Genomic DNA, 26,528 nt, shown 5'->3' on the forward strand with positions numbered 1-26,528 from the left:
TAATGAAAAAAAGTGTATAATATATAGAAAGATAAGTTTGCAGAATATTACTTTGAGAGGTATATATGAATAAAATATTAAATAAGCAGATAAAAAAATTAAATAAGGAAGAAAAAAAGATTTTAGATAAAAAAGAAAATAAATTAATTAAAGAAAAGATAAACCCATTAGTTGAAAAGGTAGAGGCTAAGATACCAAAAAAATTAAAATCAACCTTAGATGTTGCTTTTTATAATGGGTTTAAAATAGTTTTAAATAAGGGAACTAAGTATATAGAAAAGATGTATGATAAGGAAAAAATACAACTAGAACATGATATTAATAATTATTCAATGCAAAAGAGAATTAATAAGAAATCTATAAAGTTAATAGATAAGAAAGCAAGGAAAAGTAATTTACTTAATTCAACTATTTCAACATTGGAAGGTGGAACTCTAGGAATATTAGGTATAGGATTACCTGACATTCCACTATTCATCGTTATGATATTAAAGACAATATATGAAATTTCTCTAAGTTATGGATTTAATTACGAAAGAGAAGAAGAGAAGGTATATATTTTAAATTTAATTACGGTGGCTTTATTAAAGGGAGAATTAAAAGACGAATATAATAGTAAACTAGATGAATTAGCTAAGAAGATAGACCTTGATTTGAATATAAATTACATTATGGATGATGAGATTAAAAAGGCTTCTGATAGCCTTTCACAAGGAATGGTAACAGCTAAATTTATTCAAGGGATTCCTTTAGTTGGGGCTATAGGCGGTGTAACTAACTATGTGGTTATAAATAAAATTAGTAAGTTTGCAGCATTGAAATATAAAAAGAGATATCTAAGCAAAATATTAAATGAATAGAAAGAAAAGGTATGTGTAAATGTAGGATGCACATACCTTTTTTGTTATGAGTTATTTCAAATTTTCTTTTAAGCTTTATATTGAGAAAAATATATACTATAATATGGTATATATAATAAAAAAGTACATAATAAACATAAAAAGGATGAAAATTGCGAAACCTGGGGGGTTTTAAGGGGGAAAAAATGAACAAACAAAGCACAAGAGTAGAGAAGAAACTATTAGAAGAGAAAGAAGCCATGGGGGGCATCGACAAAGTAAAAAGGTTAATTATTAATGAAGAATGTGTTTTTAAAACTAAGATTGAAAATATTAATGAAATCCAGAAGTCTGTTTTTGAAGATGTTTATGTGATGGCGGCAGAAATACTAGAAAGAATTATTGATCATGAAAAACATAAGGAGCAAGATTTTCTTGAAAATTATGATTATAATAATATAATTGCATTTCTAGGAAACCAGGGTTCAGGAAAAACTACAGCTATGAAAAGTTTTAGGAATAGTTTAAATGAAGATATTTTGAAAGATATAAATATTGATGAATATAAAAAGATAAAGAATAATAATTTTCACATTATCAGCGTTATAGATGCTAGATGTATAATAGGTGAGAAATCTATATTGGAAATAATAGTATGTAGTATGTATAAAACGTTTAAGGAAAAAAAGGTTGAAAATAACTTAGATGAAATGATAGATCTAGATAATCATTTTCAAGAGGTTTATAATGACATTTCTTTAATTAAAGGAATAAGAAGAGGGGAAGAAACTGAACTTAAAATTATAATGGAGGTGTCCTCAGCTATTTCAATAAAAGAACATATAGCAAATTTGATTGAAAGGTATGTAAAATATATGAATAGACATACTGAAAATAATAATTTTCTAGTAATTTCAATTGATAATTTAGAGGAAAATCTAACTGCCATGAAGAAAGTTTTGGAAGATATTAGAAAGTATTTTTTTATTCCAAGAGTAATTGTTTTAGTTACCTTAAATTCTAATAAAGAGGTGGAAAATAATATAGGACTCTTTTTAGAAGATGTAATTCCCTTTGATAGAAGGGTTTATATGCCAAGTATAAATTTACAAAATTTAAAGTTAAAAATAGATAGAAAATATTTTAAAAATATATTTGATATGGAGGGAGAAACGGCTCAGCAGAATTTAATAAACATATTATTTAGGAAGCTTAGCTATATAATTTTTACACAAAAACATTATAAAGTTATTATACCTAATAACCTAAATAAGATAATAGATTTAGTTATCTTTTTAAATTCCATTAAAGATGAATATACCTATGAGAAAAAGTTGAAAATTACTACTATATATTATGAAGAAAAAATAATTAAGTATATAAATGAAGAAAATCATAGAAAATTTTTAAAGACAATATTAAAAAGTGAGTTTAATAACTTGAAGAGAGAATCTTTAATATATATTAATGAGCTATTATACAGAAAGAAAAATGACTTAAATATTCATAAGGCTTTATGGGAAAATATTTTATTTATTAAGCAAAATAAGTTATTAATAGAAGAAGGTAGGATTAATTTAGGGGATATAATAACATGGATAAAAAATTATGAAAATTTAATAGAATCAGATAAAGAAAGAAAGTTTATTGAAATATTTAAAAGCATTTATACATTGAGACTTTTAGAGATGTATTATATTTATCCAGAAAAACTTTTAAATAATACAGGTTTTGATTTTATTGGAAACTATTTTTCCCTTCAGTTAAATAAAAAAAGTAAAGAGATTTCAAGAATGATTTCAGTGGATGAAAGTTATTCATTAGAAGAATTCAAAGATTGCTTTAGATATATAGACAGTTATCTTTTATCAGTATTATTACATCCAATGATTGATTCGAATATAATGTATTTAAGATTGGTAAAAAGTGAAAATAAAGAGTTTATTACAACTGAGGATATTAATAAATTTAATAACTATGAATTTAATTATTTAAATGTAATAGGGTATAGTTTATATAAAAATCAAGTTGCAAATAAACTGGAGGAAGATTCTATTATTGAAGAAGAGTTTAATAATAAAATATATAGTAACCAAGTTAATTTAGACTTTCAATTATTATTTGTAATTAATTTAGATTCATGGCTGAAAATTTTAAAAATATTAGATAAAAAATATAGTGATTTTACAAAGACTAAAATGGAATTTATAGTCCATTCAATTAGCATAATTAATAATATATTTAAAAGTTGCAATCATAAATTCAAGTTTTGTAATTATAAAAATTTAATTGGGGAAGAGGTTATTAGAGAAATTTGCAAGCTATATGAATTGTTTGAAAAGGTTTGTTACGCACATAATAATTATTAATTTTTTAAACTGTGGCATATTAAGAAACTAGCCACAGTTTATTTTTGTTATTAATCTAATTGCATATGTTTGAAAAATATAGTATCTGCTTGGTATAATGGTACTTGAAGTTAAATTGAGGTGAGAAGATGATTTTTTCAACTTTAGAATTAAATAAAAATGAACCTATATATACACAACTTGAGAGGCATATATTGGAGGGGATAAGAAAGGGAGAGCTTACTAAAGGTAGCAAACTTCCTTCTACAAGAGAAGCAAGTAAATTTCTAAATGTTAGCAGAAACTCAGTGATTGCTGCCTATGAAGAACTTGAAGGTAGAGCTGTAATAACCACCAAAAGAGGTAAGGGAACTTTTGTATCTATAGATGGACATAAAGAAAGTTTTGACTATGATATAGATTGGAACAAAAAAGTAAATTTTTATGGAAATACATTAAGAAACTTAGATATTATTAAAAGTGAATTAAGTTATGAAAAAGGAATGATTTCTTTTAAGTCAATAGCACCGGAAGAAGATTTATTTAATGTGGATGATTTTAAGAGGGCACTTTTGGATGCATGGAATTTTGAACAAGAAAATCTATTAAATTATGGATATGCTAAAGGATATAAGCCCCTTATAGATTATTTTACTCACTATATGGAAAGTAAGGGCGTAAGTACGTATAATAAAGATATTTTAATAACTAATGGCTTTACAGAAGCTTTTGATATAATATTGTCATCACTAACTAAAGAAGGTGATGTAATTCTTTGTGAAGAGCCAACTCATAATACGGCTCTTAAAATTATAAAATCACATAAGTTAAAGATAGTACAAATTCCTATGGATAAGGATGGTATAAAATTAAAAGAATTAGAAGAAGCTATTAAAAAATATTCACCAAGCTTTGGATATTTTATTCCAAGCTATAACAATCCGACAGGAATTGTTACAAAGGGTGAAAGGCGTAAGGAATTAATGAGATTATGCAGAGAATATAAAGTGCCAATAATAGAAGATGGGTTTAATGAAGAATTATTATATTCCAGTTCTCCAGCCAAACCTTTAGCAGCCCTAGGGGGAGAGGGAAATGGAGTTATTTATATAGGTAGTCTTTCAAAGATTCTTTTCCCGGGACTTAGAATAGGGTGGATTCTTGGAGATTTAAATTTAATTGACACTTTGGAAAGTGTTAAAAGAGGTAGGACAATTCATTCATCATTTTTAGATCAAAGTGCATTTTATTATTATTTGAAAAGTGGAGCATTTAATAGATACCTTAGAAATGTAAGAAAGTTTTATAAGGATAAGTATAACCTTGTAATGGAGAGTATTGAAAAATATATAGATTATGATTATGTTACTGGAGAAGGTGGGCTTCATGTATTTATTAAGTTAAAGAATTCATTAGATGCCCGTAAACTTTTAGATATATGTTATAAAAGAGGTGTAATATTTATGTCAGGGGATATTTTCTTTGAAAATGGTCAGGGGAAAGATTCTCTAAGAATAGGTTTTGGTAGGGTAAAAGATGAGGATATAGTAAAAGGTATTAAGATTATTGGTGAAGGAATAAGAGAATTAAGTTAAATATGGTATATAATATAATAATAGAAGTAAAGGAAAAGAGGTATAAAGGTGAGTACAGAAAAATTATTTTATGAAGACCAATATATACAGGAGTTTAGGGCAAATATTATAGAAGTAAAAGAAAAAGATGATAAATTTTTAGTTCTTTTAGATAAAACAGCATTTTTCCCAGGTGGTGGTGGTCAAGCTGCTGATACAGGAACTATTGAAGATGCTCATGTATTAGATGTTATAGAAGAAGGAGATAAGATTTATCATCTTATTGATAAAAAACTAGATAATACAAGTGTTTCTTGTTCTATTGATTGGGAAAAAAGATTAGATGGAATGCAACAACATCTAGGTCAACATGTATTATCAGGATGTTTTTTTAGCATTTTTAATGCTAATACAGCAGGTATTCATTTAGGAAAAGATATAAGTTATGTTGATATAGTTGGTTTTATGGAAGAAGAGCAAATAAGAAAAGCAGAAAGAGTAGCTAATGAAGTAATAGGTGAAAAACATGAAGTTACTTTTATGATGACAAGTAGAAAAGAAGCAAAATCCATGGGGCTTAGAAGAGATTTAGCAACTAACGATGAAACTATAAGAGTTGTAAAAATACAAGATTTAGATATTAATGCTTGTTGTGGAGTTCATCCTAACAATACATTGGAACTTCAAATGATTAAGATAAAGGGTTGTGAAAAACATAAAGGAAATACTAGAATTTACTTTTTGGCAGGGAAAAGAGCAGTTCATGAATTATTAGATAGAGATGCTATATTAGATGAACTTTCTAAAATCCTAAGTACAGGGGCAGATGAAGCTGTAAAGAGTTTAAATGCCTTAAAAAATAGTTTAAGCGAGGCAAGAGAAGAAAATAAAAAGATAAAGGCTTCATTATCAGAATTTGAGGTCAAAGAACTTATCAATGATGGGGAGAAGTATGGAGATGTATCTGTCATTAAAAAGATTTACAGTAATGAAGATATGAAGTATTTAAACAAACTTGCTGAAAAGCTTGTAGCTAATGATAGTGTTGTTGTTCTATTTGCTACAAAAAATAGTGATAGTGCTAATCTTTTATTTAGTGCATCTAAAAATCTTCAAACAGTTAATGTTGGAAGTTTATTAAAAGATGCTATTTCATTAATAGATGGAAGAGGCGGAGGAAGTAAAACTTTAGCTCAAGGCGGCGGAAAGAATATAGGAAATCTTGACAATGCTATGGATTACGCATTAAGAAAAGTGAAGGAGCTTCTTTAGGCTAAGAAAGGAATTTCTATGACAATGGATATTATGAAATTTTTACATAACGATACCTCAGGTTTAAATGAGGAAGAAAAAGTTCAAGTTGAAAATTTTACTGAGAATCTTAAGGAAAAACTTATAGAGGAATTAGTTGAATTTGAAGGAAATCAATTAATTAAAAAATTAGATAAAAGCAAAGAAGAATTTCTAGATAGCTTAGGTAGCATTTTAATTAATGGAACTAAGGGATATAATAAAATGCCTATGGATCTTTTAATTAATATATATTTAGAAAAAAAGAATAATGAAGATTTTATAAATTTAATTGAAAATATTCAGGAATAAATACAAGCTGTTAAATAATACAATTATATTAGAAGAATAAGTTTTTATTGTACAAATACTGGAAGATAATTGGAATATTTTCATCCTATTTTAACAAATTTTTAAATTAATGTTTCATGTATATACCACATATGGTATAATATCAACGAAATATAGGAAGGTGGTTAGAGCAAATGAGACACATTAAAACTGTTAACAAAACTAACATAAAGAACAGCTTATGTAAGCCAGGTTGTAAAGAATGCGCTAATTCATGTCAATCAGCTTGCAAAACTTCTTGTACAGTAGCAAACTTAGAGTGCGAAAACTAAGACATTGAAAAAATCTCGTGACATTAAGTCACGAGATTTAAATCTATGTTTCAATTTTTAACCATTTGGAGGTAGCAGAGATATGGCACGAATACATAAGTTTAAGCAAGGAGGAAACTATTATGTTCTAGATGTAAACTCTGGAGCAGTTCATATAGTTGACGAACTTGTTTATGATATATTAGAGGATCAAGGAATAAAAACTAAAATAGAGATTTTACATGCTCTTAAGGATAAATATAAAGAAGAAGACATTTCTGAAGCTTATGATGAAATTCAAGAATTAGCTGAAGATGGAGTTATTTATTCTAAGGATCAATATGAGGAAATAGCTCATAGTTCAATGGATGATAGAGATTATATTAAAGCTATTTGCTTAAATGTAATACATGGTTGTAACTTAAGATGTAAATATTGTTTTGCTGATGAAGGTGAATATCATGGACACAAAGGAGTTATGAGCCTAGAAACAGCTAAAAAGGCTATAGACTACGTTATTAAGAGAAGTGGTCCTAGAAAAAATATTGAAATAGATCTATTTGGTGGAGAACCAACTATGATCATGGACACTCTTAAGGACGTAATAAAGTATGCAAGAGATAATGAAAAGAAGTGGGGGAAAAATGTTAGATTTACCATGACTACAAATGCTACACTTCTTACTGATGAAATGATGGACTTTATGGATAAGGAAATGGGTAATATAATCCTTTCTTTAGATGGAAGAAAAGAAGTAAATGATAATGTAAGAATAAAAGCAGATGGAAGCGGTTCTTATAATGATATACTTCCAAATATTAAGAAGATGATTTCAAAGAGAACTAAAGGTAAGACATATTATGTAAGAGGAACTTTCACTAGAGCTAACACAGATTTCTATGAAGATGTAGTTTCTATGCTTAATGAAGGTTTTAGAGAAATATCAATAGAACCAGTTGTTCTTGAAGACAAGCATACACTTTCTTTAAGAGAAGAAGATCTTCCTACTATTTTTGAAAACTATGACAAGCTTTATGAAGATATGAGAAAGAGAAGAAAAGAAGGAAAAGATGAATTTAACTTCTATCACTTTAATATAGATCTTCAAGGTGGACCATGTGTTTATAAGAGAATATCAGGTTGTGGAGCTGGATTTGAATATGTAGCTATTACTCCTCAAGGTGAAGTTTATCCTTGTCATCAATTTGTTGGTAGAGAAGAATTTAAACTTGGGGATATATATGAAGATACATTTAATTCAGAACTTTCTAAGAGCTTTAAAAAGGCTCACATATATAACAAACCTAAGTGTAAGAAGTGTTGGGCAAGATTCTACTGTAGTGGTGGATGTCAAGCTAATAATGTAGCTTTCAATGGTGATATGAATGAACCATATGAAATTGGATGTAAGATGCAAAAGAAGAGAATTGAATGTGCAATTGCTCTTAAGGCAGAAGCTCTAGGAGAAGAATAATATGAAAGAATATATATTAGAAAATGGTATTAAGCTAATATATATTAAGGGAACTTCAGAACTTACATCAATTTCTATAGGCCTTGAAGCAGGAGCTAGTCAAGATGGTAAGCTGCTTGGATTAGCACATGCAACAGAGCATATGATTTACAAGGGCACTAAAATGAGAAGTGAAGCTATGATAAATGAAGAGTTTAGTAAGCTTTTTGGATTTTATAATGCAATGACAAACTATCCTTATGTTATTTATTATGGAACTCTTTTGGGAGAGGATTTTTATAAAGGAACTCAGTTGTTTTCTGATCTTTTAATAAATGCAACCTTCCCAAAGGAAGGCTTCAAGGAAGAAATGGATGTAATAATAGAAGAGTTAAATGAATGGGATGAGGAGCTTGACCAATATTGTGAGGACAGGCTCCTTTATAATTCTTATGAAAGTAATAGATTGAAGTACCCTATAATAGGAACTAGAGAAAGCTTAAATAATATTACACTTAAGGATATAAGAAATTTTTACAATAAATTTTATTCTCCTAAAAATACTTCTATAGCAGTAGTTACAGCATTGGAATTTAATGATGTTAAGGACATAATTAAGGAATGTTTTGAGAGCTGGGTAGGAGAAGAGGTAAATACAGCTTTAGAATCTCTAGAAGAGCCAAAGTCAGGGATATTTAAAGAGGAAAGAGATAATAATAGTTGCAAAGTACAAATGAATTTTTCTATAGCTAATTTAAATGAATTGGAAATAAAAGCTTTTAGGATATTTAATGAATATTTTGCAGAAGGTATAAATTCATTACTTTTTGATAGGCTAAGGACGAAAAATGGATTAGTTTATGATGTCTTAAGTAGAATTAGCAATGAGAAATATATTAGATTTTATAAGATTACATTTACTACATCGAAAGATAAAATAGAAAAATCATTATCTATAGTTAAAGAAGCTATTAATGATATAAAGATACTAAGTGATAAAGAGATTCAGGAGCTTATTAAGAGAATAAGAATAAAGAAGTTATTTAAGGAAGAACAAAGTATACAATTAGCTAAGGAAGTAGCTACTTATAGTGCTATGTTTAAGGATTATAAGGTATACGATAATATGCTAGAAGGTATGGAAAATATAAAAGGTGATTTTATTTTTCAGGTAGCTAAAAAGGTTCTTGAAAAATCATCTATAGAAATAATAAGTTGAGGTAGATTATGAAGGGTAGATTACCATTATTACAAGCTTTACTAGATTATCATAAAGAAGAAAATATAATATATTCTATGCCAGGAAATAAATCTGGAGAAGGCTTTAGAAGAGATAAAGTAGGAGAGATATTTGCTGATAATTTAGGATATTTAGATATAACAGAAGTTGATCCTTTAGATAACCTTCATCACCCTGAAGGTGTAATAAGGGAATCTCAAGAGCTTTTAGCAAAAACTTATGGTGTAGAAAAAGCTTACTTTTTAGTTAATGGTACAACAGGAGGAAATCTTGCAGCTATTTTTGCATCTTTTAATGAAGGTGATGAAGTGCTTGTGGAGAGGAACTGTCATAGGTCCATTTACAATGGACTGATACTTAGAAAATTAAAAGTAATCTATATAGAGCCTAGTGGAATGAATGAATATGGATTATTTCTTCCACCTGATAAGGGCAATATATATAAAGCTTTAAATAAGGCTGAAAATCCTAAAGGAATAATATTAACTTATCCTAATTACTATGGAATAACTTATGATTTAAAGGATGTTCTAATAGATTTAAAAGAAAAGGGATTAAAGGTAATAGTAGATGAAGCTCATGGAGCTCACTTTGGCATTTCAAAAAAGCTTCCTATGAATATAGCTAAGTTTGCTGATTTTACTATAGTAAGTGCTCATAAGACTTTGCCAGCATTAACTGGAGGTTCTTTCTTACTTTCAAATCATATAGATAGCGATATTGAGTTTTATATAAGTGCTTTTATGACTACTTCACCTTCTTATTTAATAATGGCATCATTAGATTATGCAAGATATTATTTAGATAACTTTGGTGAAGATGATTATAATGATTTAATTACACTTACAGAAATGATGAAAGAAAAAATTAATAGTTTAAATAAGGTTAAAATAATTTCTAAGGAAGATTTACCTAAAGGTTATGATATAGATTTAAGTAGATATGTAATGACAGTTCCGAAAGGATATTGTGGAAGTAAGCTATTAGATTATCTAAGGAAGAATAACATTCAAGGAGAAATGAGTTTTAGCCTTGGAGTTGTTTTAATATTATCCTTTTCAAAGGCTGAAAAAAATCTAATAAAACTTTATGAAGTTATTTCAAAATTAGATATGAATTTAATAGAAGATAATAGTGAAGTTTTATATTACAAATCAATAACGCCTAAAAAGATATTTGAACCTTTTGAAGTGTTTAATTGTCCTAAAGAAGAGGTTAAGATTGATGAGGCTTTAGGAAGAGTTTTAAAAGAGGCTATAGTTCCATATCCACCAGGAATACCAATAGCTTGTCCTGGTGAAATGGTAAGTGAAGATGTTATAAAGAGTGTTCTTAATTATTTAAAGGTAGGACAAACTGTTTTAGGAGTAGAGAATGGTAAGATAAAAGTTTGCATACATAATAAAAACAAAGAGTGGTAGTCTATATTGAGACATACCACTCAAGTTCTTTTGGTAAGTTTAAATGATTAATAATTCATATATACCTCCAAGTATGATTGGATTTTTATAGACTGTAAGGTAGTGGGTTTAACTTTAATAAGTTGTGTTAAGTAGGTTCATCAATAATATTTACTCAATTATATTAGTAGTTATGATTATACGTGGTAAAAAAACTAATTATTTTGGAAATAAAATGATAGTGTGTTATTTTAAAAAGTTTTTGTACATACTAATATTAACCTAGTAAAGTAAAGGAGATATAAAGTATGGAAAAAGAACATTACATAGTTGAAGGATTATCAAGTGAATATATAAAAACTCAAGTGAAAAATGCTTTAGAGGATATTGATGGAGTTAATAAGGTTTGTGTTGATCTTGGCCGAGGAACAGTTGAAGTTATGTACAATGAACCAGCAACTTCTGAAGAAATAAGGAATTGCATTGAAAATACAGGACATCCAATTCAATAGTTAGGATAGATATATGATATTTATTCTTGATTTAAAAGTGGCTTAGCCACTTTTTTTTGTCGTTAAAAATAATTATTTAAATTAATAAAGTATTATTTAAATAAATAAAGTGAATGTGCTTCTGAAATGTTATTAAGAATTTTCCGACAATATCCGATAAAATTGTGTTGGATATTTAATTATATACAACAAATTTAGCAGAATAAAGGAGAGCGACTTATGTTTAAAAATTTAAAGCTGGGAACGAAAATAATATCATTACTGATAACTCTTGTAATAATATCAGTAGGTATAGTTGGATTAATTTCAACGAATTCAGAAGTTTCCATTATTAATAAAAACTTGGAATATACCACAAAAGAGTTATCGGCAGGTTTAAGTCAAAGAATAGATGCATTTATAGGTAAACATGTCTCAGTATTAGAATCTATATCAAAATCTAATGATTTAAAGTTATATAATAACAATGATCAAAAAGCGTTACTTACTGAAATAGGGAAGGAATATACAGAGTTCTCACCTATATTTATAACAGATATTACGGGAAAACAGGTAGCAAAGTCAGATAGTAGTGAACTTCTTAATAACTCTGATAGAGATTACTTTAAAGAAGTAATTTCAAAGAAAAAAACGGTTATTAGTGATGTTCTTATTGCAAAAAGTACTGGAAAACCAACAGTAGTTATAGCAGTTCCAGTATTTAATTCTGAAAATAATTTAGTAGGAGTTTTATGCGGAACTTTAAAATTAGATTCAATAGAAGAAATGAGGCAAAATATTTTACTTGGAAAAACAGGATATGCTTTTGTAACAGATACTAAAGGGCAAATATTAGCACATCCTGACGAAAATATGGTTAAAGAAAGAACTAATCTATCAGACATACCAGTTGTGCAAAGTGCTTTAGCAGGAGAATCAGGAGCAAAAACATATGAATATGATAATGTTGAAACCTTTGGAAGCTACACAAGTATATCAAGCACACACTGGGCAGTTGTTGTAAGACAAACTCGTGATGAGGCACTTTCTTCTGTTACACAAACTAAAATGAAAATGATAGGTGTCATAATATCCACTCTAATTGTTACTATTTTAATAGGTTATTTCTTATCTAAAAGCATGGTAAAGCCATTATTAATATTAAGAGATGCTGCAAAAGAGCTAGCTAAAGGTAATTTGAAACATGATTTCAAAGTTACCTCAGGCGGGGAAATAGGAGAAGTATCTAAGTCATTTATAGAAATGAAAGAAGGTATTAAGAATTTAATAGTTCAAATTTCAGTAGCTGCTGATAATGTAACTAAATCTTCAGAGGAAGTGCTAGATTCAGCAAAACAAGCAGAAGTTGTGTCTACTCAAATTGCTGAAGCAACTGGTCAATTAGCTTTAGGTAGTGATGAACAAACTAAGAGTGTTGAAAGAACATTTGATTCAATGAATAATATTGTTAAAACTATTGATGATATTGCAGATAACAGTAATAACTCCCTTAAATCCTCATCTAAAGCTGAAAATTTAGTAAAGTCTGGTGTAGATATCGTAAATACTCAAGATCAAAAGATGAAAGATAGTACAGAGGCAGTTGGACAGGTAGCTGAAATCATCTATGTATTAAATGATAAGACTATTGAAATAGGCCAAATAATAGATGTGATTGAAAGCATAGCAGAGCAAACTAATCTTTTAGCATTAAATGCATCAATTGAAGCTGCTAGAGCAGGAGAACAAGGAAAAGGATTTGCTGTTGTTGCAGATGAGGTTGGAAAACTTGCAGAAGAATCCCAAAATTCTATTGTAAAAATCCAAGATATTATAAAGGATATAAGAAATACTACAGACACTGCTGTAAATGGTGCAAAATTTGCTACAGCTGCTATAAGTGAGCAAAATGAAGCCGTACAAAATACTTCTAAGATATTTAAAGATATTTTAGAAATAGTAGATGTTATAGCAGGTCAGATAGAAGAAATCACAAGTTCTACTGGTGGAGTAAGAACTGCAGGAGAAAGTATTCAACAAGATATGGAAAGAATTTTAGCTGTATCAGAAGAGACTGCTGCAAGCATCGAAGAAGTAACAGCTTCTACAGAAGAACAATCTGCTTATAGTCAAAAAATTGTAAGTGAAGTTGAAAAATTAACTGATATGTCCGATGAATTAAAAAACTACATTAAGACTTTCAAAATGTAAGGATTAGAGGAAGCTGTGTCAAAAGGCAAATATATTTTGTCTTTTGAATAGCTTTTTTTTATTAACAATATTGTCATTAAGTAAATATATAAACTATATACATATAGTAGGAAAAATTTTTAAGTGTATGGGAGTTGAAAATATGGTGGTTTGTGATGATATTGTTGCTTTAAAAAACTCAGAGGGATTTCTTGATATTTTTGATGAAAAGAAACACTATTATGGTGGTGATCAAAAATGGTTTAAGGAAGAAGCATTTAGAAGGGTTGGATGTAGCACTGTAGCAGCAGCAAACATAACTGCATATATATCTTTAAGGGATGGAGATAAGAAATTATACAAATTTAATGATATGAAAAAGGATAACTTTATAAAACATATGGAAAGCTTAGGAAAATATATTTATCCTGATGAAGTTCTAGGAACTATTTCATCATTATATTTTATGGATAGAGTTATAGACTTTGCAGAGGATAGAGGGGTAAGGGTAAAGTCAAATTGGATAACTACAGAATATGATTTTGATAAGTTAAAAGAATTTATAAAAGAAGCTTTAAGAAAAGATAGTCCGGTAGCTTTACTTATGTTAAAAAATAATGTATTAAAAGAATTTGATTGGCATTGGATGACTGTTACTAGACTTTTTGAGAATAATGATAAAACTTATTTAAATGTTTCAACTTGGGGAGAGAGAAAAGTTATTACACTTGAAGATTTTTATATTTATAGTCACTATGGAACTATGACATATTTTGATGTCATTATTTCCTGATGAGAAAAGCAAAGGTAGAACTTCTGCCTTTGCTTTTAGGTTTTCATTAATTTTTAATATATTTTATACTACTCACTAACACAGTTAAGATTATATTTTTCAATGTCTTTTGCCATTAATTTTTTTGAAAGCTTTAGAAATTCTTTTAAGGCTGGAGATATCCATTTATCCTTATGGTAGATAACCTGAGAAATAACTCCAAAATTTGGACCACACCAATTTAAAGGAATAAGCTTGCCTGACTTTACCTCGTCTACGACAGCTACTTCTGGTAATAAGGTTATTCCAAGTCCACTCATTGTAAATTGTTTAATAGCTTGAACACTTCCTGTTTCTAAAACTAAGTTTTGTTTTACATTATACTCATTTAAAATATTTTCAAAAGATGCTCTATAGCTGCAGCCTGTCTCTGTAAGTATAAGAGGCTCATTTTCAATATCCTTTGGAAATATTTCTTTTTTTTCTATTAGTGGATGTCCAGGGTACGCTAAAAGTAACATAGGTTCATCAAATTCAACTTCAGAAATAAATTCTTCAGAATCAATTTTTCTTCCAAGGGAAAAAGCTACGTCGATTATGTTGTCTTTTAAATAATGCCTAAAGTCAGCACAACTACCAAATTTTAATGATACTTCGACGCTAGGAAAAAGTTTTCTGTATTCTTTTAAAATTTCTGGAAGTCTTATTACACACAAAGATTCAGCAGCACCTATAGTTAGTGTGCCTTTTGGAGATTCTTCACTAAATACTACATTTTTAATATCTTGAGAAAGTTTAAGCATTTGTTTAGCATAAGGCAGGAGCTTTTTACCTTCGTGAGTTAGCGTTACGTTTTTTCCTATTCTATCAAAGAGCTTTACTCCAAGTTCATCTTCTAATTGTTTAATTTGAGTTGTAATTGTTGATTGAGCATAACCAAGTGTTGAAGCTGCTCCAGTAAAGCTTTGTAGTTTGCCTATTGTTAAAAATGTGTTAAGTTGACGAAAGTCCATTTAAAACACCTCCGTATCAAAAATTTTGAATATATCAATTTGAATTATCGATTTTACTAATATATATTTTCATGATATCATATATATGTAATGAAACACAAATTAATTTTGAGGTGGTAGTAATGAGCAATAAATTAAAAGTTGGGATTATAGGAGCTACAGGCATGGTTGGGCAAAGATTTGCATGTCTTTTAGAGAATCATCCTTGGTTTGAAATAGTAGTAGTTGCTGCTAGTAAGAGATCAGCTGGGCAAACTTATGAAGAAGCAGTTGAAGGTAGATGGAAGATGGCAACCCCTATTCCAGAAAATATTAAAAAATTAGTAATTAAAGATGCATATGAAGTAGAAGAAATTTCAAAATTGGTTGACTTTGTATTCTGTGCAATCTCCTTAGATAAAGAAAAAACAAAGCTTTTAGAAGAAGATTATGCAAAACATGAGACACCAGTTGTATCTAACAATTCTGCTAACAGAATGGTGGAAGATGTGCCAGTAATTATACCTGAGATAAATGGGGATCACGCAAAGGTTATTGAAGCACAAAAGAAACGTTTAGGAACTAAGAGAGGATTTATAGCAGTAAAACCAAACTGTTCTATTCAAAGTTATGTTCCTCCTATAAGTGCCTTAAAGAAGTTTGAACCAGTTGAGATATTAGCTTGTACTTATCAAGCAATATCAGGATCAGGTAAGACATTTAATGAATTCCCTGAAATTATTGACAATGTAATTCCATACATTGGTGGGGAAGAAGAAAAGAGCGAAAATGAACCATTAAAAGTATGGGGTAAGGTTGAAGATGGTAAAATAATTAGTGCAGAAAATCCTGTAATAACAACTCAATGTATAAGAGTACCAGTTTCTGATGGTCACTTAGCTGCAGTTTTTGTTAAGTTTAAAAATAAACCTTCAAAGGAAGAAATAATCGAAGCTTGGAATAACTTTAAAGCACCAGAACTTGCTTATAACCTTCCAAGTGCCCCAAAACAATTATTGCACTATTTTGAAGAAAGTGATAGACCACAACCAAAGCTTGATAGAAATTATGAAAATGGAATGGGAATCACTATGGGAAGATTAAGAGAAGATAAGGTTTATGATTATAAATTTGTTGGACTTTCTCATAACACTTTAAGAGGTGCAGCAGGTGGTGGAGTTTTATCAGCTGAATATTTAAAGGCTGCTGGATATTTAACAGCAAAATAATTAGGGAAAAGTTTATAGTAAAACTTTAAATATATTGTATTTAATACTCTTATTGTAGTGGTAATTGAAAATACCCTATAATAAGAGTATTTTTATTGTAATTAGTTATATTTAATAATGAAGTGCATAATAATAGTCTGACATTTTCTCAGCAAATTTTAAGCTGACATTAAGGTTGGATTAATTTTGAAGTTATATAATTTGAGTATGAAATTATTTTAGATCAAATTTAAATTATATAGAGATTTAGGAGTGAAAGTATGAAGATTATGGGTAAATATATACCTAATAGTATTACAATAACAAGAATGGTTCTGACTTTCATATTTTTATATTTTATTTTGGAACAGTTTCAATATAAAAAAGACAATATTATAAGTTTAATTTTTGTATTCTTAGTTATTTGTATTTCAGATTTAGCAGATGGGAAAATTGCAAGGAGAATGGGGACAAGCTCTGTTCTAGGAGCAAAACTAGATGTATCTGCAGATTTATTATATATAATTATTTCTTATTCAGCACTAATAGTGGTTGGAATACTTCCAGTATGGTTTTTGATTTTTGTATGTTTCAAATTTATAGAGTTTACAGCAACATCAAAATTCATTAAATACTACAACCAAGAATCAAAGAATGTTTTTGTTTTTGATAAGATTGGGAGGAAAGTAGCAGCAATATTTTTTATTATTCCAGGCCTCGCATGTATTTCTAGATGTATGTTTGTAGATAATGGATTAAGTTTTGTTTATTGCATTTTGTATTTAACATGTGTAGCAGGGCTTTATTCTTCTATACAAAGAGTAAGAAGTTGTATTAAATTATATAATATTAGTATAAGTGGCAATTAATTTTTAATCTTATTAGCTTATGAAAGATGAAAAAACATTCATAAATTTATGTTAGTTGCCTATGCCATGGGTGTTTATCACTATTATGGAAGTGCAAATTATGATGTTTTCTCCATGGATCCTTTAAGAATATGATTAAATATTATAAATTGTATAGGTGATGAATTTGTTGTAACAGGGCCACATGGAAAGTTTGATTACAAAAAAGGAGTAAAAAATCAAATATGGATTGCTGGTGGAATAGGTGTAACACCTTTTAGAAGTTTCATACAAGCAGGTATACCAAAAGAATATTCGGTAGATTTTTTCTATGCATATAATAATGATAAAGAAGGTGCTTATATTGACGAATTAGAGATGTTAGCATGTAATGAAAATTTAATTATGAGTATTTTCAATTTAAATAAAATTGTTATAGTATACAAATATAAATCTTGTAATGTGGATTTGATGATAAAGCTAGTTTGACATTTTAAGGGAAAATAATTAAAATAATTATTTAGGGAGGGATTAATTATGAGTAATAAAAAAGGAAACATTTCAATTCATACTGAAAATATTTTTCCGATTATAAAAAAATGGCTTTATTCTGATAAGGATATATTTATAAGAGAACTTATCAGTAATGGATGCGATGCTGTTAGTAAGTATAAGAGACTTGTTACAATGGGTGAAACAAATGGTATTGAAGGTGAAAACTTCAAAATATTAATTTCTGTGAACAAGGATAATAAAACACTTAAATTTACTGATAACGGTATTGGAATGACAGAGGAAGAAGTAGAAAAATATATAACTCAAATTGCTTTCTCTGGTGCAGAGGATTTCTTAGAAAAGTATAAGGAAAAAATCGGTGAAGAAAATGATATTATAGGTCATTTTGGTCTTGGTTTCTATTCTGCATTTATGGCAGCTGATAAAGTACAAATAGATACTTTATCTTATAAAAAAGATGCAAAGCCAGTTAGATGGATTTGTGAAGGTGGTACAGAATATGAGATGGATGATTCAGATAGAGAATCAAGAGGTACTACCATTACTTTATTTATAAATGAGGATAGTAAGGATTTCTTAGAGGAGTATAAGGTTCGTGAAATTATTTCTAAATACTGTGCATTTATGCCAGTTGAGATTTTCTTAGAAAATGAATGTGCAGAAAAGAAAGAAGGAGAAGAAGAAAAGTCTCCAGTAGCTATAAATGATGTATCTCCTTTATGGCTTAAGAAACCAAGTGAATGTACTGATGAAGAATATAAAGCCTTTTATAAGAAAGTGTTCCATGACTTTGAAGATCCATTATTTTGGATTCATTTAAATGTTGATTATCCTTTTAATTTGAAAGGTATTCTTTATTTCCCTAAACTAAAAAATGAATTTGAATTAGTACAAGGTGAGGTAAAGTTATTTAATAATCAAGTATTTGTGGCAGATAACATAAAGGAAGTTATTCCTGAATTCTTGCTATTATTAAAGGGAGCAATAGATTGTCCAGATCTTCCTTTAAATGTTTCAAGAAGTTTCCTTCAAAATGACAGGGAAGTAGGAAGGATATCAAAACATATAATAAAGAAAGTAGCAGATAAGCTTAATTCTATTTTTACAAATGAAAGAGAAAAGTATAATGAATTCTGGGATGATATACAAGTATTCATTAAGTATGGTTGTATAAGAGAAGAGAGTTTCTATGAAAAGATAAAGGACTCTATTATATTTAAAACTATAAATGATAAGCATGTAACTTTAAAAGATTATCTTGAAGCAGCTAAGGAAAAGCATGAAAATAAGGTGTTCTATGTTAGCGACTTAGAAAAACAAGCGCAATACATTAAACTTTTTAAGGAATATGGGTTAGATGCTATAATTTTAGCTACTCCTATAGATAATAATTTTATATCTTTCTTAGAGTATAAAGATACTGTTGTTAAGTTTAACAGAGTAGATTCTGATTTATCAGATGTATTAAAGGATAAGGAAGAAGTAGAAACATCTCAGGAGGAAAAGGACAAAATAGTTAAGGTGTTCAAAGATGTGATTGGTGAAAAAATGAAGGATTACAAAGTTGAAAGCCTTAAAAATGAGAATACTCCAGTAATGGTGTTAGTGTCTGAGTATTCTAGAAGAATGGCTGAAATGCAAGCTCAATTCGGAGGGATGTCTATGGGTATGAACTTCCCAGAAGAAAGAACTCTTGTAATTAATGAGAAAAATCCTATTGTACAAAAGGTTATTAACTTAAGTGAAGATGATGCTAATAAGGAAAGAGTAGAAAACATCTTGAAGCAAGTAGTTGACTTAGCTTTAATAGGAAATAAGGCATTAAATGCTAAAGAATTAGATGAATTTATTAAGAGAAGTAATGAACTTATGCTAGAACTTCTTTAGTATAAAATAAGACATACTCTTAGAGTATGTCTTATTTTTATATTTAAGAAATTTTGTCTAGATCATTGTTGTCTTTTTTCGAAAATTTTGGTCTTAGAAATTTAAATGCACAAGTTAAAATTAAACAAGCTTCTATAAAAATTATTAAATATAAGATGTATATATTGCTTATTGCACCTTTTTGGTAAAGTGCTGCAGGAATATCAACTATTGCATGTATAGCAATTGCTGCAAAAAAGTAAAGCTTTTTTCTTTCTTTTATTGCATATAGGACTATAATTGATAAACCAATTTGAATAGCTAATGCTAATACTCTTTCTATTCCAGGAGTGATCCATTGAAATACTGGGGTGTTTACATATTGATCTATTACCATATTAATTTTAACTGTAGGAATTCCTGCTTTCTCAGAAATAGAAGTGAATTTCCCAGAATTAATTGCTAAAGAATTTGATATGGTACCAAGGGCTGCTATACCTCCAATTAAGATAGATTCTATAGAACCATGGCCTAGTCCATAGGATATACCATCTAAAAAGTTTCTATTTTGTTTAAGAAAATATTTAAAGGATATATATCTTGCACTTTCTTCAAAGATACCTGCAGCTAGTCCTCCGTAAATAGCATATGCTATAGCTGAGTTAGCAAAAAAGGCAGTAGTAGTAGGGTTAACATTTAAGAAATATAAATGTAGCAAGTTTTCTAATATTTCAGCTGAAATGAAAAAGGCTAAAACACCTACTAAAAAAGGTTTTAATGAAACCTTATACTTTTTCTTTACAAATATTATTAATGTGATTGGTAATATAACACTAAGAATAAAACTAAGAATCATAAAAAATATTGATGTTGAATTAACCATAAAAATACTCCTTACATAATAAATTTAGATTGATAAAATTGACATCTAGTTGTTTCTATCTCTATATATTGTAAAGCATGTTTCATTAAAATACAAAGACATTGAAAAAAACACTTGAGAGTTTATTCTCAAGTGTTTTATAGTTGATATTATTATTTTTTATTCTTTATTGCTATTTTTAATAATTCATTAACTATAAGAGGAACGGTAGAAATTAATATAGCTATTATCCAATCAGTTATAGTTAGCGGATAAACCTTAAATATATCTGCAAAGAAAGGAATTGTTATAATTATAAATTGAATTCCTAATCCCAATATAAAGGAACCAATTAAATATTTATTGCCGAAGATTCCTAGTTTAAATACAGATTTTTTTGTGCTTCGCATATTAAGAGAGAAGAATAGTTGCGATGCACTTAAAACCACAAAAGCTAAAGTTTGTGCATGTCTTAATGATCCGGGATAAATATTTTCACCAAATTTAAAAGCGATTAGGGTAAGTGCACCAATAAGTACTCCATTTACAGCTAAGTACAATCCCATGTGGCCAGAAAATAGAGTTTCTTTAGGGTTTCTTGGAGGATCTTCCATTACACTTTCATCCATAGGATCAACGCCTAAGGAAAGAGCAGGAAAACTATCAGTAATTAAATTAACCCACAATATATGAATAGGTAAAAGGGGAGAATTCCAGTTTACTAATATAGCTATGAATAAAGCAACTATTTCCCCAAGGTTACAGGAAAGTAGAAATATTATGGCCTTTTTAATATTATTATAAATATTTCTTCCTTCCTCGACTGCATTAACTATAGTAGAAAAATTATCATCGGTTAATATTATGTCAGCAGCACCTTTTGCAACGTCAGTACCTGTAATGCCCATAGCAACTCCAATATCTGCAGCTTTTAAAGATGGTGCATCATTAACCCCATCTCCAGTCATGGAAACAATATTACCATGGGATTTAAAGGCTTTAACAATTTTAACCTTATGCTCAGGGGAAACCCTAGCAAAAACCTTATAATTATTTACTATTTTATTAAATTCATTTTGCTCGTATTTATCTATTTCACTACCTGACATACATTCAGAAATATCTTCAGCCATATTTAGCTCGTTAGCTATGGCAAAGGCGGTATTTTTATGATCTCCAGTAATCATAATTGGTGTGATTCCAGCACCTTTACAAAGCTCTATAGAAGACTTAACCTCTTCTCTTGGAGGATCTATCATTCCCATAAGCCCAACAAATGTTAAGTTAGTTTCAAAATTATCTAAAGGAATGTTAGGGGTATCTATATCTTTATATGCTAATCCAAGAACTCTAAGAGCTTCATCGCTCATTTCATTAGATTTACTTAAGAGTTTTTCTTTAAGCTCTTCAGTTAATGGAGAAATTGTACCGTTAATTGATATATTAGTACAGATTTTAAATAAAGAATCAATAGCGCCTTTAGTAAAAACTTTATATTTGTTAGCATAGGAATTTAGTGTGGTCATGAGTTTTCTATCAGAGTCAAAGGGAATTTCATTAATCCTTTTATGTTCTTCATTTAATGGATCTTTAAATATATTAAATTTTATACCCACATCAAGTAATGCGATTTCAGTAGGATCCCCTGTTTTCGATTCTTCAGTAGAGGTAGCATCATTACAAAGTACCATACCTTCTACTAGGAGTTTACCTTCATTATTAGTAATATCTAAATTGTCTAAAATATCTAAGGTATCATTAAAAAAGGTCTTTTTTACAGTCATTCTATTTATGGTTAAAGTACCTGTTTTGTCCGAACATATAATAGATACAGAACCTAAGGTTTCAACAGCAGGTAGTTTTTTTACTATGGCATTTTCCTTAATCATCCTTTGAACACCTAAAGCTAAAACAATAGCAACTATAGCAGGTAACCCTTCAGGAATAGCGGCAACAGCTAGACTTAGTGCAGTTAATAACATCTCAAACCAATCTCTACCTTGAAACATTGAAATAGCAAAAATTAAAATACAAATACCTACAGCAGCAAAACCCAAAGTTTTACCAAGGCCAGCTAATTTCTTTTGAAGAGGTGTTGTATCGTCCTCTTCTTCATCCAGCATCTTTGCAATTTTTCCTATTTCAGTATTCATACCTGTAGCAGTAACAATGCCTGAACCTCTTCCGTAAGTAGCTAAGGTGGACATAAAAGCCATATTCTTCATATCACCAATTTGAGGCTTTTCAGATACAATCAATATATTAGCATCCTTATCAGAAGGAAGAGATTCACCTGTAAAGGCAGATTCCTCAATTTTAAGATTAGCACTTTCAATTAGCCTAAGGTCAGCTGGTATATATCTACCAGCATCTATTATTACAATATCTCCAACCACAACTTCTTCAGAGGGGATTTCTGTTAAAATTCCATCTCTTTTAACCAAAGCCTTTGGGGTACTTAATTGTTTTAAAGCTTCAAGAGCTTTTTCTGCCTTTGATTCTTGAACAACACCTATAATAGCGTTAATTAAAATAACTATCAAAATTATGATTGAATCACTTATTTCACCCATAAATCCCGAAATAATAGCAGCAGCTATAAGTATATAAATCATGGCGTCGTTAATTTGTGCTAGGAATAAAGCAAATAATGTTTTTTTCTTTTTTCCAGCCAATTTATTTTCGCCATCTCTATCTAATCTTCTTCGGGCTTCTGCTGAGGATAAACCTTCAACGGGATGACTTGATAATTCGATTATCACATCCTTGGGATCTTTATTAAACCACATAAAACCTCACCTCAATTTAATTATTATATAGTTAGGATATTGCTTTTGTTAATGTTTAATACATGGAAAATAGTTCAGCATATAGGCAATTTAGAAAATTAAATGATTTTTAATATAAGGTTAATGTGGTATTATTAATAGGAGGAGAATGGAAATGAAGATAGATAGGTTAATTAGTATTATTACAATTTTAAATAACAGAGGTAGAACTACGGCAAAAGAACTTTCAGATAGATTTGAAGTTTCAGTTAAAACAATACAAAGAGATATTATGGCAATAGATAGGGCTGGAATTCCAATAGTATCTTATCAAGGTAAAGATGGTGGATATGAAATATTAGAAAGCTATAGAGTTAGTGGAAGTGTTATGAGCCCGGATGATGTTTATATTATTTCTGAGCTTTTAAATGGAATTGGGAAATCATATAATTCTAAGCATTTAGAAAATTTAATAGAGAAGTTTAAAGCAATAGATACTAAAGAAACTTCAAATAGAATTTTAATAGATTTTTCTTCATGGGGAAGTGGAGATAAAACAAAGAAAAAATTAGAATTAATAGATAGAGCTTTTTCTGAAAAGAGAACTTTATCTTTCGAATATAGCAATATAAATGGAGAATTCTCTAATAGAGCAGTAGAGCCTATAAAATTGATTTTAAAAAGTATGAACTGGTATCTCTATGGATTTTGTCTTTCTAAAAATGATATGAGAATATTTAAAGTTAGAAGGATGGATAATATAAGTTTAGGAGAAAAGTACATTGTAGATAGAGAATATTCACTAGATGATATTTTTGATGACAGAGCAAAGGATATTATTAAATTAAAGCTAAAAGCTAATGAAGAGTTTATTAGAAAAGTTGATGATTACTTTGAAGAGTATAAAATAGATGGCAAAATTATTGAAGTTAGGTTACCAGAAGATGAATGGGTTTATAGCTTGATCTTAGGTTTGGGAAATAAGGTAGAGGTCATAGAACCAGAAAAGGTTAGAAATATTATAAAAAATAGAATAAAAGAAATGAACAATTTATATAAATAGGACACAATGGTGTCTTGTTTTTTTTATTATACTGATAATAGGAGAAGTATAGGAGGTAAATTTATGGGAGAGAAGTTAGATTTAAAAAAGGAAAACAAAGAACTTTACACAGGAAAGGATGGAGAAATAAAAGAAGTGTTTTGTAAGAAGGCTTTTTATATAACAATAGATGGAGAAGGTGACCCTAATACTAATGAGAAGTATAAAATGGCAATTGGAGCTTTATATAAGGTTGCATATTCTTTGAAATTTATTTATAAGAATAGAAACTTAGATTTTGTGGTTATGCCATTAAGTGGACTTTGGTGGGGAGTTAATAGCGAGGAAAATAAGGAAGAATGGAAATGGAGAGCTATGATTGAAATACCTAACTATGTTGAAGAAGATGATATAGAGGTAGCTAAAGAAGAAGCTTATGTAAAAAGCAAAAATGAAGTGATAAAAGAAGTTTTGTATAGAGAAATGAATGAAAATAGGTGCTTTCAGCTTCTTCATATTGGACCATATAATAAGGAAAAGGAAAAAATCTCAGCGCTTCATAGGATTATAAAGGAAAAAGGTTATTCCATGAGAGGAAAACATCATGAAATTTATTTAAATGATGCAAGGAAGACTGAGGAGAATTCTTTGAAAACTATAATTAGGCAGCCTGTTTACAAAGAAGAGGAGGAGATCCTTAACTTTGAAGAAGAAAGTAGAGAATTTTTTGATAGACTTAGAAACAACAAAGTAATGGTTTTATCTACAGCAGATGGAGAGCGAGTCTCTTCAAGAAGTATGAGTATAATCATTTATAGTAGAAAGTTTTATTTTCAAACAGACAAGGAATTTAGAAAAGTTAAAGATATTAATAAAAATAGAAATGTAGCTTTGTGTGTGGATAATATTCAAGTTGAAGGTAAAATAGGAAAAATAGGTTCTATTTATGATGAATATTTCAAAGATTTTAAAAAGCTTTATAAGGAAAATTATTCTGGTTCATACAAGACTTATTCAAAACTTATGGAGAATAAAGTTTTTGAAATTATTCCTGAAATAATATCTTTATATGAATATGAAGGGAAAAATGTGTATAGAAAGTTTATTAATTTTAATAGAAAAGTAGCTTATAGAAGGTTGTATCTATCTTATTAATGTTTAGAAAGTAGAAATTAATAGAGAAGGTACAGGGTTAATATTAATGATATTCTTCAGAATACTACCATAAATATTCTGAAGAATATAAGAATATTACCATATATATTCTTAAGAATATGCTGGTAAAATGCGGCTTTAGACATAGTGGCTGCATTTTATCAGCTTTTAATTTGCTTTAGACTCAGCTTCTTTCTTATCAACAAGTAAGTTATATCCAAGTCCAATTACAACTATAATTCCACCAATTACTTTTCCTAAGGATAATTGATTTAAAGAGAAGTAATCAATAAATATTCCTATAAATAATTGTCCAATAAATATAAGAAGAGCCATATAAAAGGCAGAAATTTTTTGAGCCACATGGTTTGAAATAGAAATAGAGATCACTCCAATAAGTCCTCCTAAATAAGCTAAAAAGGGTATAGAATTAAGAGAAATATTTAACGATTCTCTACTTATTACTAAAATAATAGTTGAAAATAATAGTCCAGTTAAAAAATTATAAAATGTACTTTGAAAAAGTCCAATCTTCACGGCTAAATTTGAATTTATAATTCTAGAAACAACTATAGCAACTCCAGCTAAAATTGCAATTAATATATAAAGCATAAACCCTCCATTAATAAATAGTCATAATAATTATTCCAATAGATATAATTACTAGTCCAATTATTTTTTTCTTATTAAATTTATTTACCTTAACTCCAAGTAAGCCAAAGTTGTCTATTATTATAGAAGATAATGTCTGTCCTAATAATCCAAGAGCCATGGTTAAACTAGCTCCTATTGGAACAAAGGTATAGTTATTAAATAAAACTGTAAAAACACCAATAACTCCAGCACTATATAGGGTTAAGGGAAGAGTTTTATCAAAGGTTAGCTTAGTTTTTGTAAAGATTAATATAGCAACTACTCCTATAAGACCTACAAAATGAATTAAAACACTTGATATATAATTTCCTGTATATGTTGATAAAATACCATTAAGACTTGTCATAAGACCGATTAATGCGCCTATGATTATAGAATAAATATTGTACAAAATTTGTTTCCCTCCATTTCTATAAAT

The 26,528-nt window shown here is 28.8% G+C and carries 23 protein-coding genes; 18 read left to right on the plus strand and 5 right to left on the minus strand.

The features are described 5' to 3' along the window. The first annotated feature begins 65 nt into the window (after positions 1-65). The 12 genes from FAY47_RS12775 (at position 66) to FAY47_RS12830 (ending at position 14,220) form a co-directional block, all read left to right on the plus strand. Positions 66-860, plus strand: a complete 795-nt coding sequence (locus FAY47_RS12775; RefSeq protein WP_143317204.1) for an EcsC family protein — start codon at positions 66-68, stop codon at positions 858-860. A gap of 185 nt (positions 861-1,045) precedes the next feature. Then, positions 1,046-3,208 (plus strand): hypothetical protein, encoded by a 2,163-nt coding sequence (locus FAY47_RS12780; RefSeq protein ID WP_143317206.1) that lies wholly within the window; start codon positions 1,046-1,048, stop codon positions 3,206-3,208. A 128-nt stretch (positions 3,209-3,336) separates the two neighbouring features. Beyond that, entirely contained in the window at positions 3,337-4,782 is a 1,446-nt protein-coding gene (locus FAY47_RS12785) for a PLP-dependent aminotransferase family protein (protein ID WP_143317208.1), read from the plus strand. Positions 4,783-4,830: 48 nt separating this feature from the next. Then, positions 4,831-6,033, plus strand: coding sequence for a DHHA1 domain-containing protein (locus FAY47_RS12790; protein ID WP_143317210.1), 1,203 nt, complete (start codon positions 4,831-4,833; stop codon positions 6,031-6,033). 33 nt (positions 6,034-6,066) lie between these two features. Beyond that, positions 6,067-6,363, plus strand: coding sequence for a hypothetical protein (locus tag FAY47_RS12795; protein WP_207706242.1), 297 nt, complete (start codon positions 6,067-6,069; stop codon positions 6,361-6,363). 173 nt (positions 6,364-6,536) lie between these two features. Beyond that, positions 6,537-6,674, plus strand: a complete 138-nt coding sequence (gene scfA, locus FAY47_RS12800) for a six-cysteine ranthipeptide SCIFF (RefSeq protein ID WP_143317214.1) — start codon at positions 6,537-6,539, stop codon at positions 6,672-6,674. A gap of 82 nt (positions 6,675-6,756) precedes the next feature. Further along, positions 6,757-8,127: a thioether cross-link-forming SCIFF peptide maturase gene (scfB, locus tag FAY47_RS12805; protein WP_143317216.1), complete on the plus strand. Its 1,371-nt coding sequence runs from the start codon at positions 6,757-6,759 to the stop codon at positions 8,125-8,127. A 1-nt stretch (position 8,128) separates the two neighbouring features. Then, on the plus strand, positions 8,129-9,325 hold the full coding sequence (locus FAY47_RS12810; RefSeq protein ID WP_143317218.1) for a pitrilysin family protein: 1,197 nt from the start codon (positions 8,129-8,131) through the stop codon (positions 9,323-9,325). 8 nt (positions 9,326-9,333) lie between these two features. Then, the gene (locus tag FAY47_RS12815) at positions 9,334-10,767 is read left to right on the plus strand and encodes an aminotransferase class I/II-fold pyridoxal phosphate-dependent enzyme (protein WP_143317220.1); all 1,434 of its coding nucleotides are present in this window, start codon (positions 9,334-9,336) and stop codon (positions 10,765-10,767) included. 287 nt (positions 10,768-11,054) lie between these two features. Further along, positions 11,055-11,258 carry a heavy-metal-associated domain-containing protein gene (locus FAY47_RS12820; protein ID WP_143317222.1) on the plus strand — a complete coding sequence of 68 codons (204 nt, stop codon included), beginning with the start codon at positions 11,055-11,057 and terminating at the stop codon, positions 11,256-11,258. A 219-nt stretch (positions 11,259-11,477) separates the two neighbouring features. Continuing rightward, on the plus strand, positions 11,478-13,448 hold the full coding sequence (locus FAY47_RS12825) for a methyl-accepting chemotaxis protein (RefSeq protein WP_143317224.1): 1,971 nt from the start codon (positions 11,478-11,480) through the stop codon (positions 13,446-13,448). Between the two features lie 142 nt (positions 13,449-13,590). Then, positions 13,591-14,220, plus strand: coding sequence for a hypothetical protein (locus FAY47_RS12830; protein WP_143317226.1), 630 nt, complete (start codon positions 13,591-13,593; stop codon positions 14,218-14,220). Between the two features lie 68 nt (positions 14,221-14,288). Here FAY47_RS12830 and FAY47_RS12835 read toward each other — a convergent pair whose 3' ends face one another. Next, the gene (locus tag FAY47_RS12835; RefSeq protein ID WP_143317227.1) at positions 14,289-15,212 is read right to left on the minus strand and encodes a LysR family transcriptional regulator; all 924 of its coding nucleotides are present in this window, start codon (positions 15,210-15,212) and stop codon (positions 14,289-14,291) included. A 122-nt stretch (positions 15,213-15,334) separates the two neighbouring features. Between FAY47_RS12835 and asd the strand changes: the two genes are divergently transcribed. From asd to htpG, 4 genes are all read left to right on the plus strand, one after another. Further along, a complete protein-coding gene (asd, locus tag FAY47_RS12840) occupies positions 15,335-16,420 on the plus strand; it encodes an aspartate-semialdehyde dehydrogenase (RefSeq protein ID WP_143317229.1) in 1,086 nt (361 codons plus the stop codon). Positions 16,421-16,680: 260 nt separating this feature from the next. Continuing rightward, complete coding sequence (locus tag FAY47_RS12845) at positions 16,681-17,268, plus strand: CDP-alcohol phosphatidyltransferase family protein (protein ID WP_143317230.1); 588 nt, start codon at positions 16,681-16,683, stop codon at positions 17,266-17,268. A gap of 240 nt (positions 17,269-17,508) precedes the next feature. Beyond that, entirely contained in the window at positions 17,509-17,736 is a 228-nt protein-coding gene (locus tag FAY47_RS20975) for a hypothetical protein (RefSeq protein ID WP_279232061.1), read from the plus strand. Between the two features lie 48 nt (positions 17,737-17,784). Continuing rightward, positions 17,785-19,650, plus strand: coding sequence for a molecular chaperone HtpG (htpG, locus tag FAY47_RS12855; protein WP_143317231.1), 1,866 nt, complete (start codon positions 17,785-17,787; stop codon positions 19,648-19,650). Positions 19,651-19,693: 43 nt separating this feature from the next. Here the strand turns inward: htpG and FAY47_RS12860 are convergent, their stop codons facing one another. Both FAY47_RS12860 and FAY47_RS12865 read right to left on the minus strand, forming a co-directional pair. Continuing rightward, positions 19,694-20,512: a YhfC family intramembrane metalloprotease gene (locus tag FAY47_RS12860; protein WP_143317232.1), complete on the minus strand. Its 819-nt coding sequence runs from the start codon at positions 20,510-20,512 to the stop codon at positions 19,694-19,696. A gap of 152 nt (positions 20,513-20,664) precedes the next feature. After that, positions 20,665-23,280 (minus strand): calcium-translocating P-type ATPase, PMCA-type, encoded by a 2,616-nt coding sequence (locus FAY47_RS12865; protein WP_143317233.1) that lies wholly within the window; start codon positions 23,278-23,280, stop codon positions 20,665-20,667. Positions 23,281-23,434: 154 nt separating this feature from the next. On the opposite strand from FAY47_RS12865, the gene FAY47_RS12870 reads away from it, so the two are divergent. After that, positions 23,435-24,322, plus strand: coding sequence for a YafY family protein (locus tag FAY47_RS12870; protein ID WP_185966827.1), 888 nt, complete (start codon positions 23,435-23,437; stop codon positions 24,320-24,322). A 63-nt stretch (positions 24,323-24,385) separates the two neighbouring features. Further along, positions 24,386-25,456, plus strand: a complete 1,071-nt coding sequence (locus FAY47_RS12875; protein WP_185966828.1) for a GyrI-like domain-containing protein — start codon at positions 24,386-24,388, stop codon at positions 25,454-25,456. Positions 25,457-25,624: 168 nt separating this feature from the next. On the opposite strand, the gene FAY47_RS12880 is transcribed toward FAY47_RS12875, so the two are convergent. Further along, entirely contained in the window at positions 25,625-26,068 is a 444-nt protein-coding gene (locus tag FAY47_RS12880) for a DMT family transporter (RefSeq protein ID WP_143317239.1), read from the minus strand. Between the two features lie 10 nt (positions 26,069-26,078). Next, on the minus strand, positions 26,079-26,501 hold the full coding sequence (locus FAY47_RS12885; protein WP_143317241.1) for a DMT family transporter: 423 nt from the start codon (positions 26,499-26,501) through the stop codon (positions 26,079-26,081). Positions 26,502-26,528: the final 27 nt, after the last annotated feature.

The sequence above is a fragment of the Clostridium sp. HBUAS56017 genome (assembly GCF_007115085.1).
GTDB classification, from domain to species: Bacteria; Bacillota; Clostridia; order Clostridiales; family Clostridiaceae; genus Clostridium; species Clostridium cibarium.

Coding starts and splice junctions, on each gene's coding strand:
- FAY47_RS12775 (WP_143317204.1), top strand. CDS start 66: ATGAATAAAATATTAAATAAGCAGATAAAAAAATTAAATAAGGAAGAA.
- FAY47_RS12780 (WP_143317206.1), top strand. CDS start 1,046: ATGAACAAACAAAGCACAAGAGTAGAGAAGAAACTATTAGAAGAGAAA.
- FAY47_RS12785 (WP_143317208.1), top strand. CDS start 3,337: ATGATTTTTTCAACTTTAGAATTAAATAAAAATGAACCTATATATACA.
- FAY47_RS12795 (WP_207706242.1), top strand. CDS start 6,067: ATGAAATTTTTACATAACGATACCTCAGGTTTAAATGAGGAAGAAAAA.
- scfA (WP_143317214.1), top strand. CDS start 6,537: ATGAGACACATTAAAACTGTTAACAAAACTAACATAAAGAACAGCTTA.
- scfB (WP_143317216.1), top strand. CDS start 6,757: ATGGCACGAATACATAAGTTTAAGCAAGGAGGAAACTATTATGTTCTA.
- FAY47_RS12810 (WP_143317218.1), top strand. CDS start 8,129: ATGAAAGAATATATATTAGAAAATGGTATTAAGCTAATATATATTAAG.
- FAY47_RS12815 (WP_143317220.1), top strand. CDS start 9,334: ATGAAGGGTAGATTACCATTATTACAAGCTTTACTAGATTATCATAAA.
- FAY47_RS12820 (WP_143317222.1), top strand. CDS start 11,055: ATGGAAAAAGAACATTACATAGTTGAAGGATTATCAAGTGAATATATA.
- FAY47_RS12825 (WP_143317224.1), top strand. CDS start 11,478: ATGTTTAAAAATTTAAAGCTGGGAACGAAAATAATATCATTACTGATA.
- FAY47_RS12830 (WP_143317226.1), top strand. CDS start 13,591: ATGGTGGTTTGTGATGATATTGTTGCTTTAAAAAACTCAGAGGGATTT.
- FAY47_RS12835 (WP_143317227.1), bottom strand. CDS start 15,212: ATGGACTTTCGTCAACTTAACACATTTTTAACAATAGGCAAACTACAA.
- asd (WP_143317229.1), top strand. CDS start 15,335: ATGAGCAATAAATTAAAAGTTGGGATTATAGGAGCTACAGGCATGGTT.
- FAY47_RS12845 (WP_143317230.1), top strand. CDS start 16,681: ATGAAGATTATGGGTAAATATATACCTAATAGTATTACAATAACAAGA.
- htpG (WP_143317231.1), top strand. CDS start 17,785: ATGAGTAATAAAAAAGGAAACATTTCAATTCATACTGAAAATATTTTT.
- FAY47_RS12860 (WP_143317232.1), bottom strand. CDS start 20,512: ATGGTTAATTCAACATCAATATTTTTTATGATTCTTAGTTTTATTCTT.
- FAY47_RS12865 (WP_143317233.1), bottom strand. CDS start 23,280: ATGTGGTTTAATAAAGATCCCAAGGATGTGATAATCGAATTATCAAGT.
- FAY47_RS12870 (WP_185966827.1), top strand. CDS start 23,435: ATGAAGATAGATAGGTTAATTAGTATTATTACAATTTTAAATAACAGA.
- FAY47_RS12875 (WP_185966828.1), top strand. CDS start 24,386: ATGGGAGAGAAGTTAGATTTAAAAAAGGAAAACAAAGAACTTTACACA.
- FAY47_RS12880 (WP_143317239.1), bottom strand. CDS start 26,068: ATGCTTTATATATTAATTGCAATTTTAGCTGGAGTTGCTATAGTTGTT.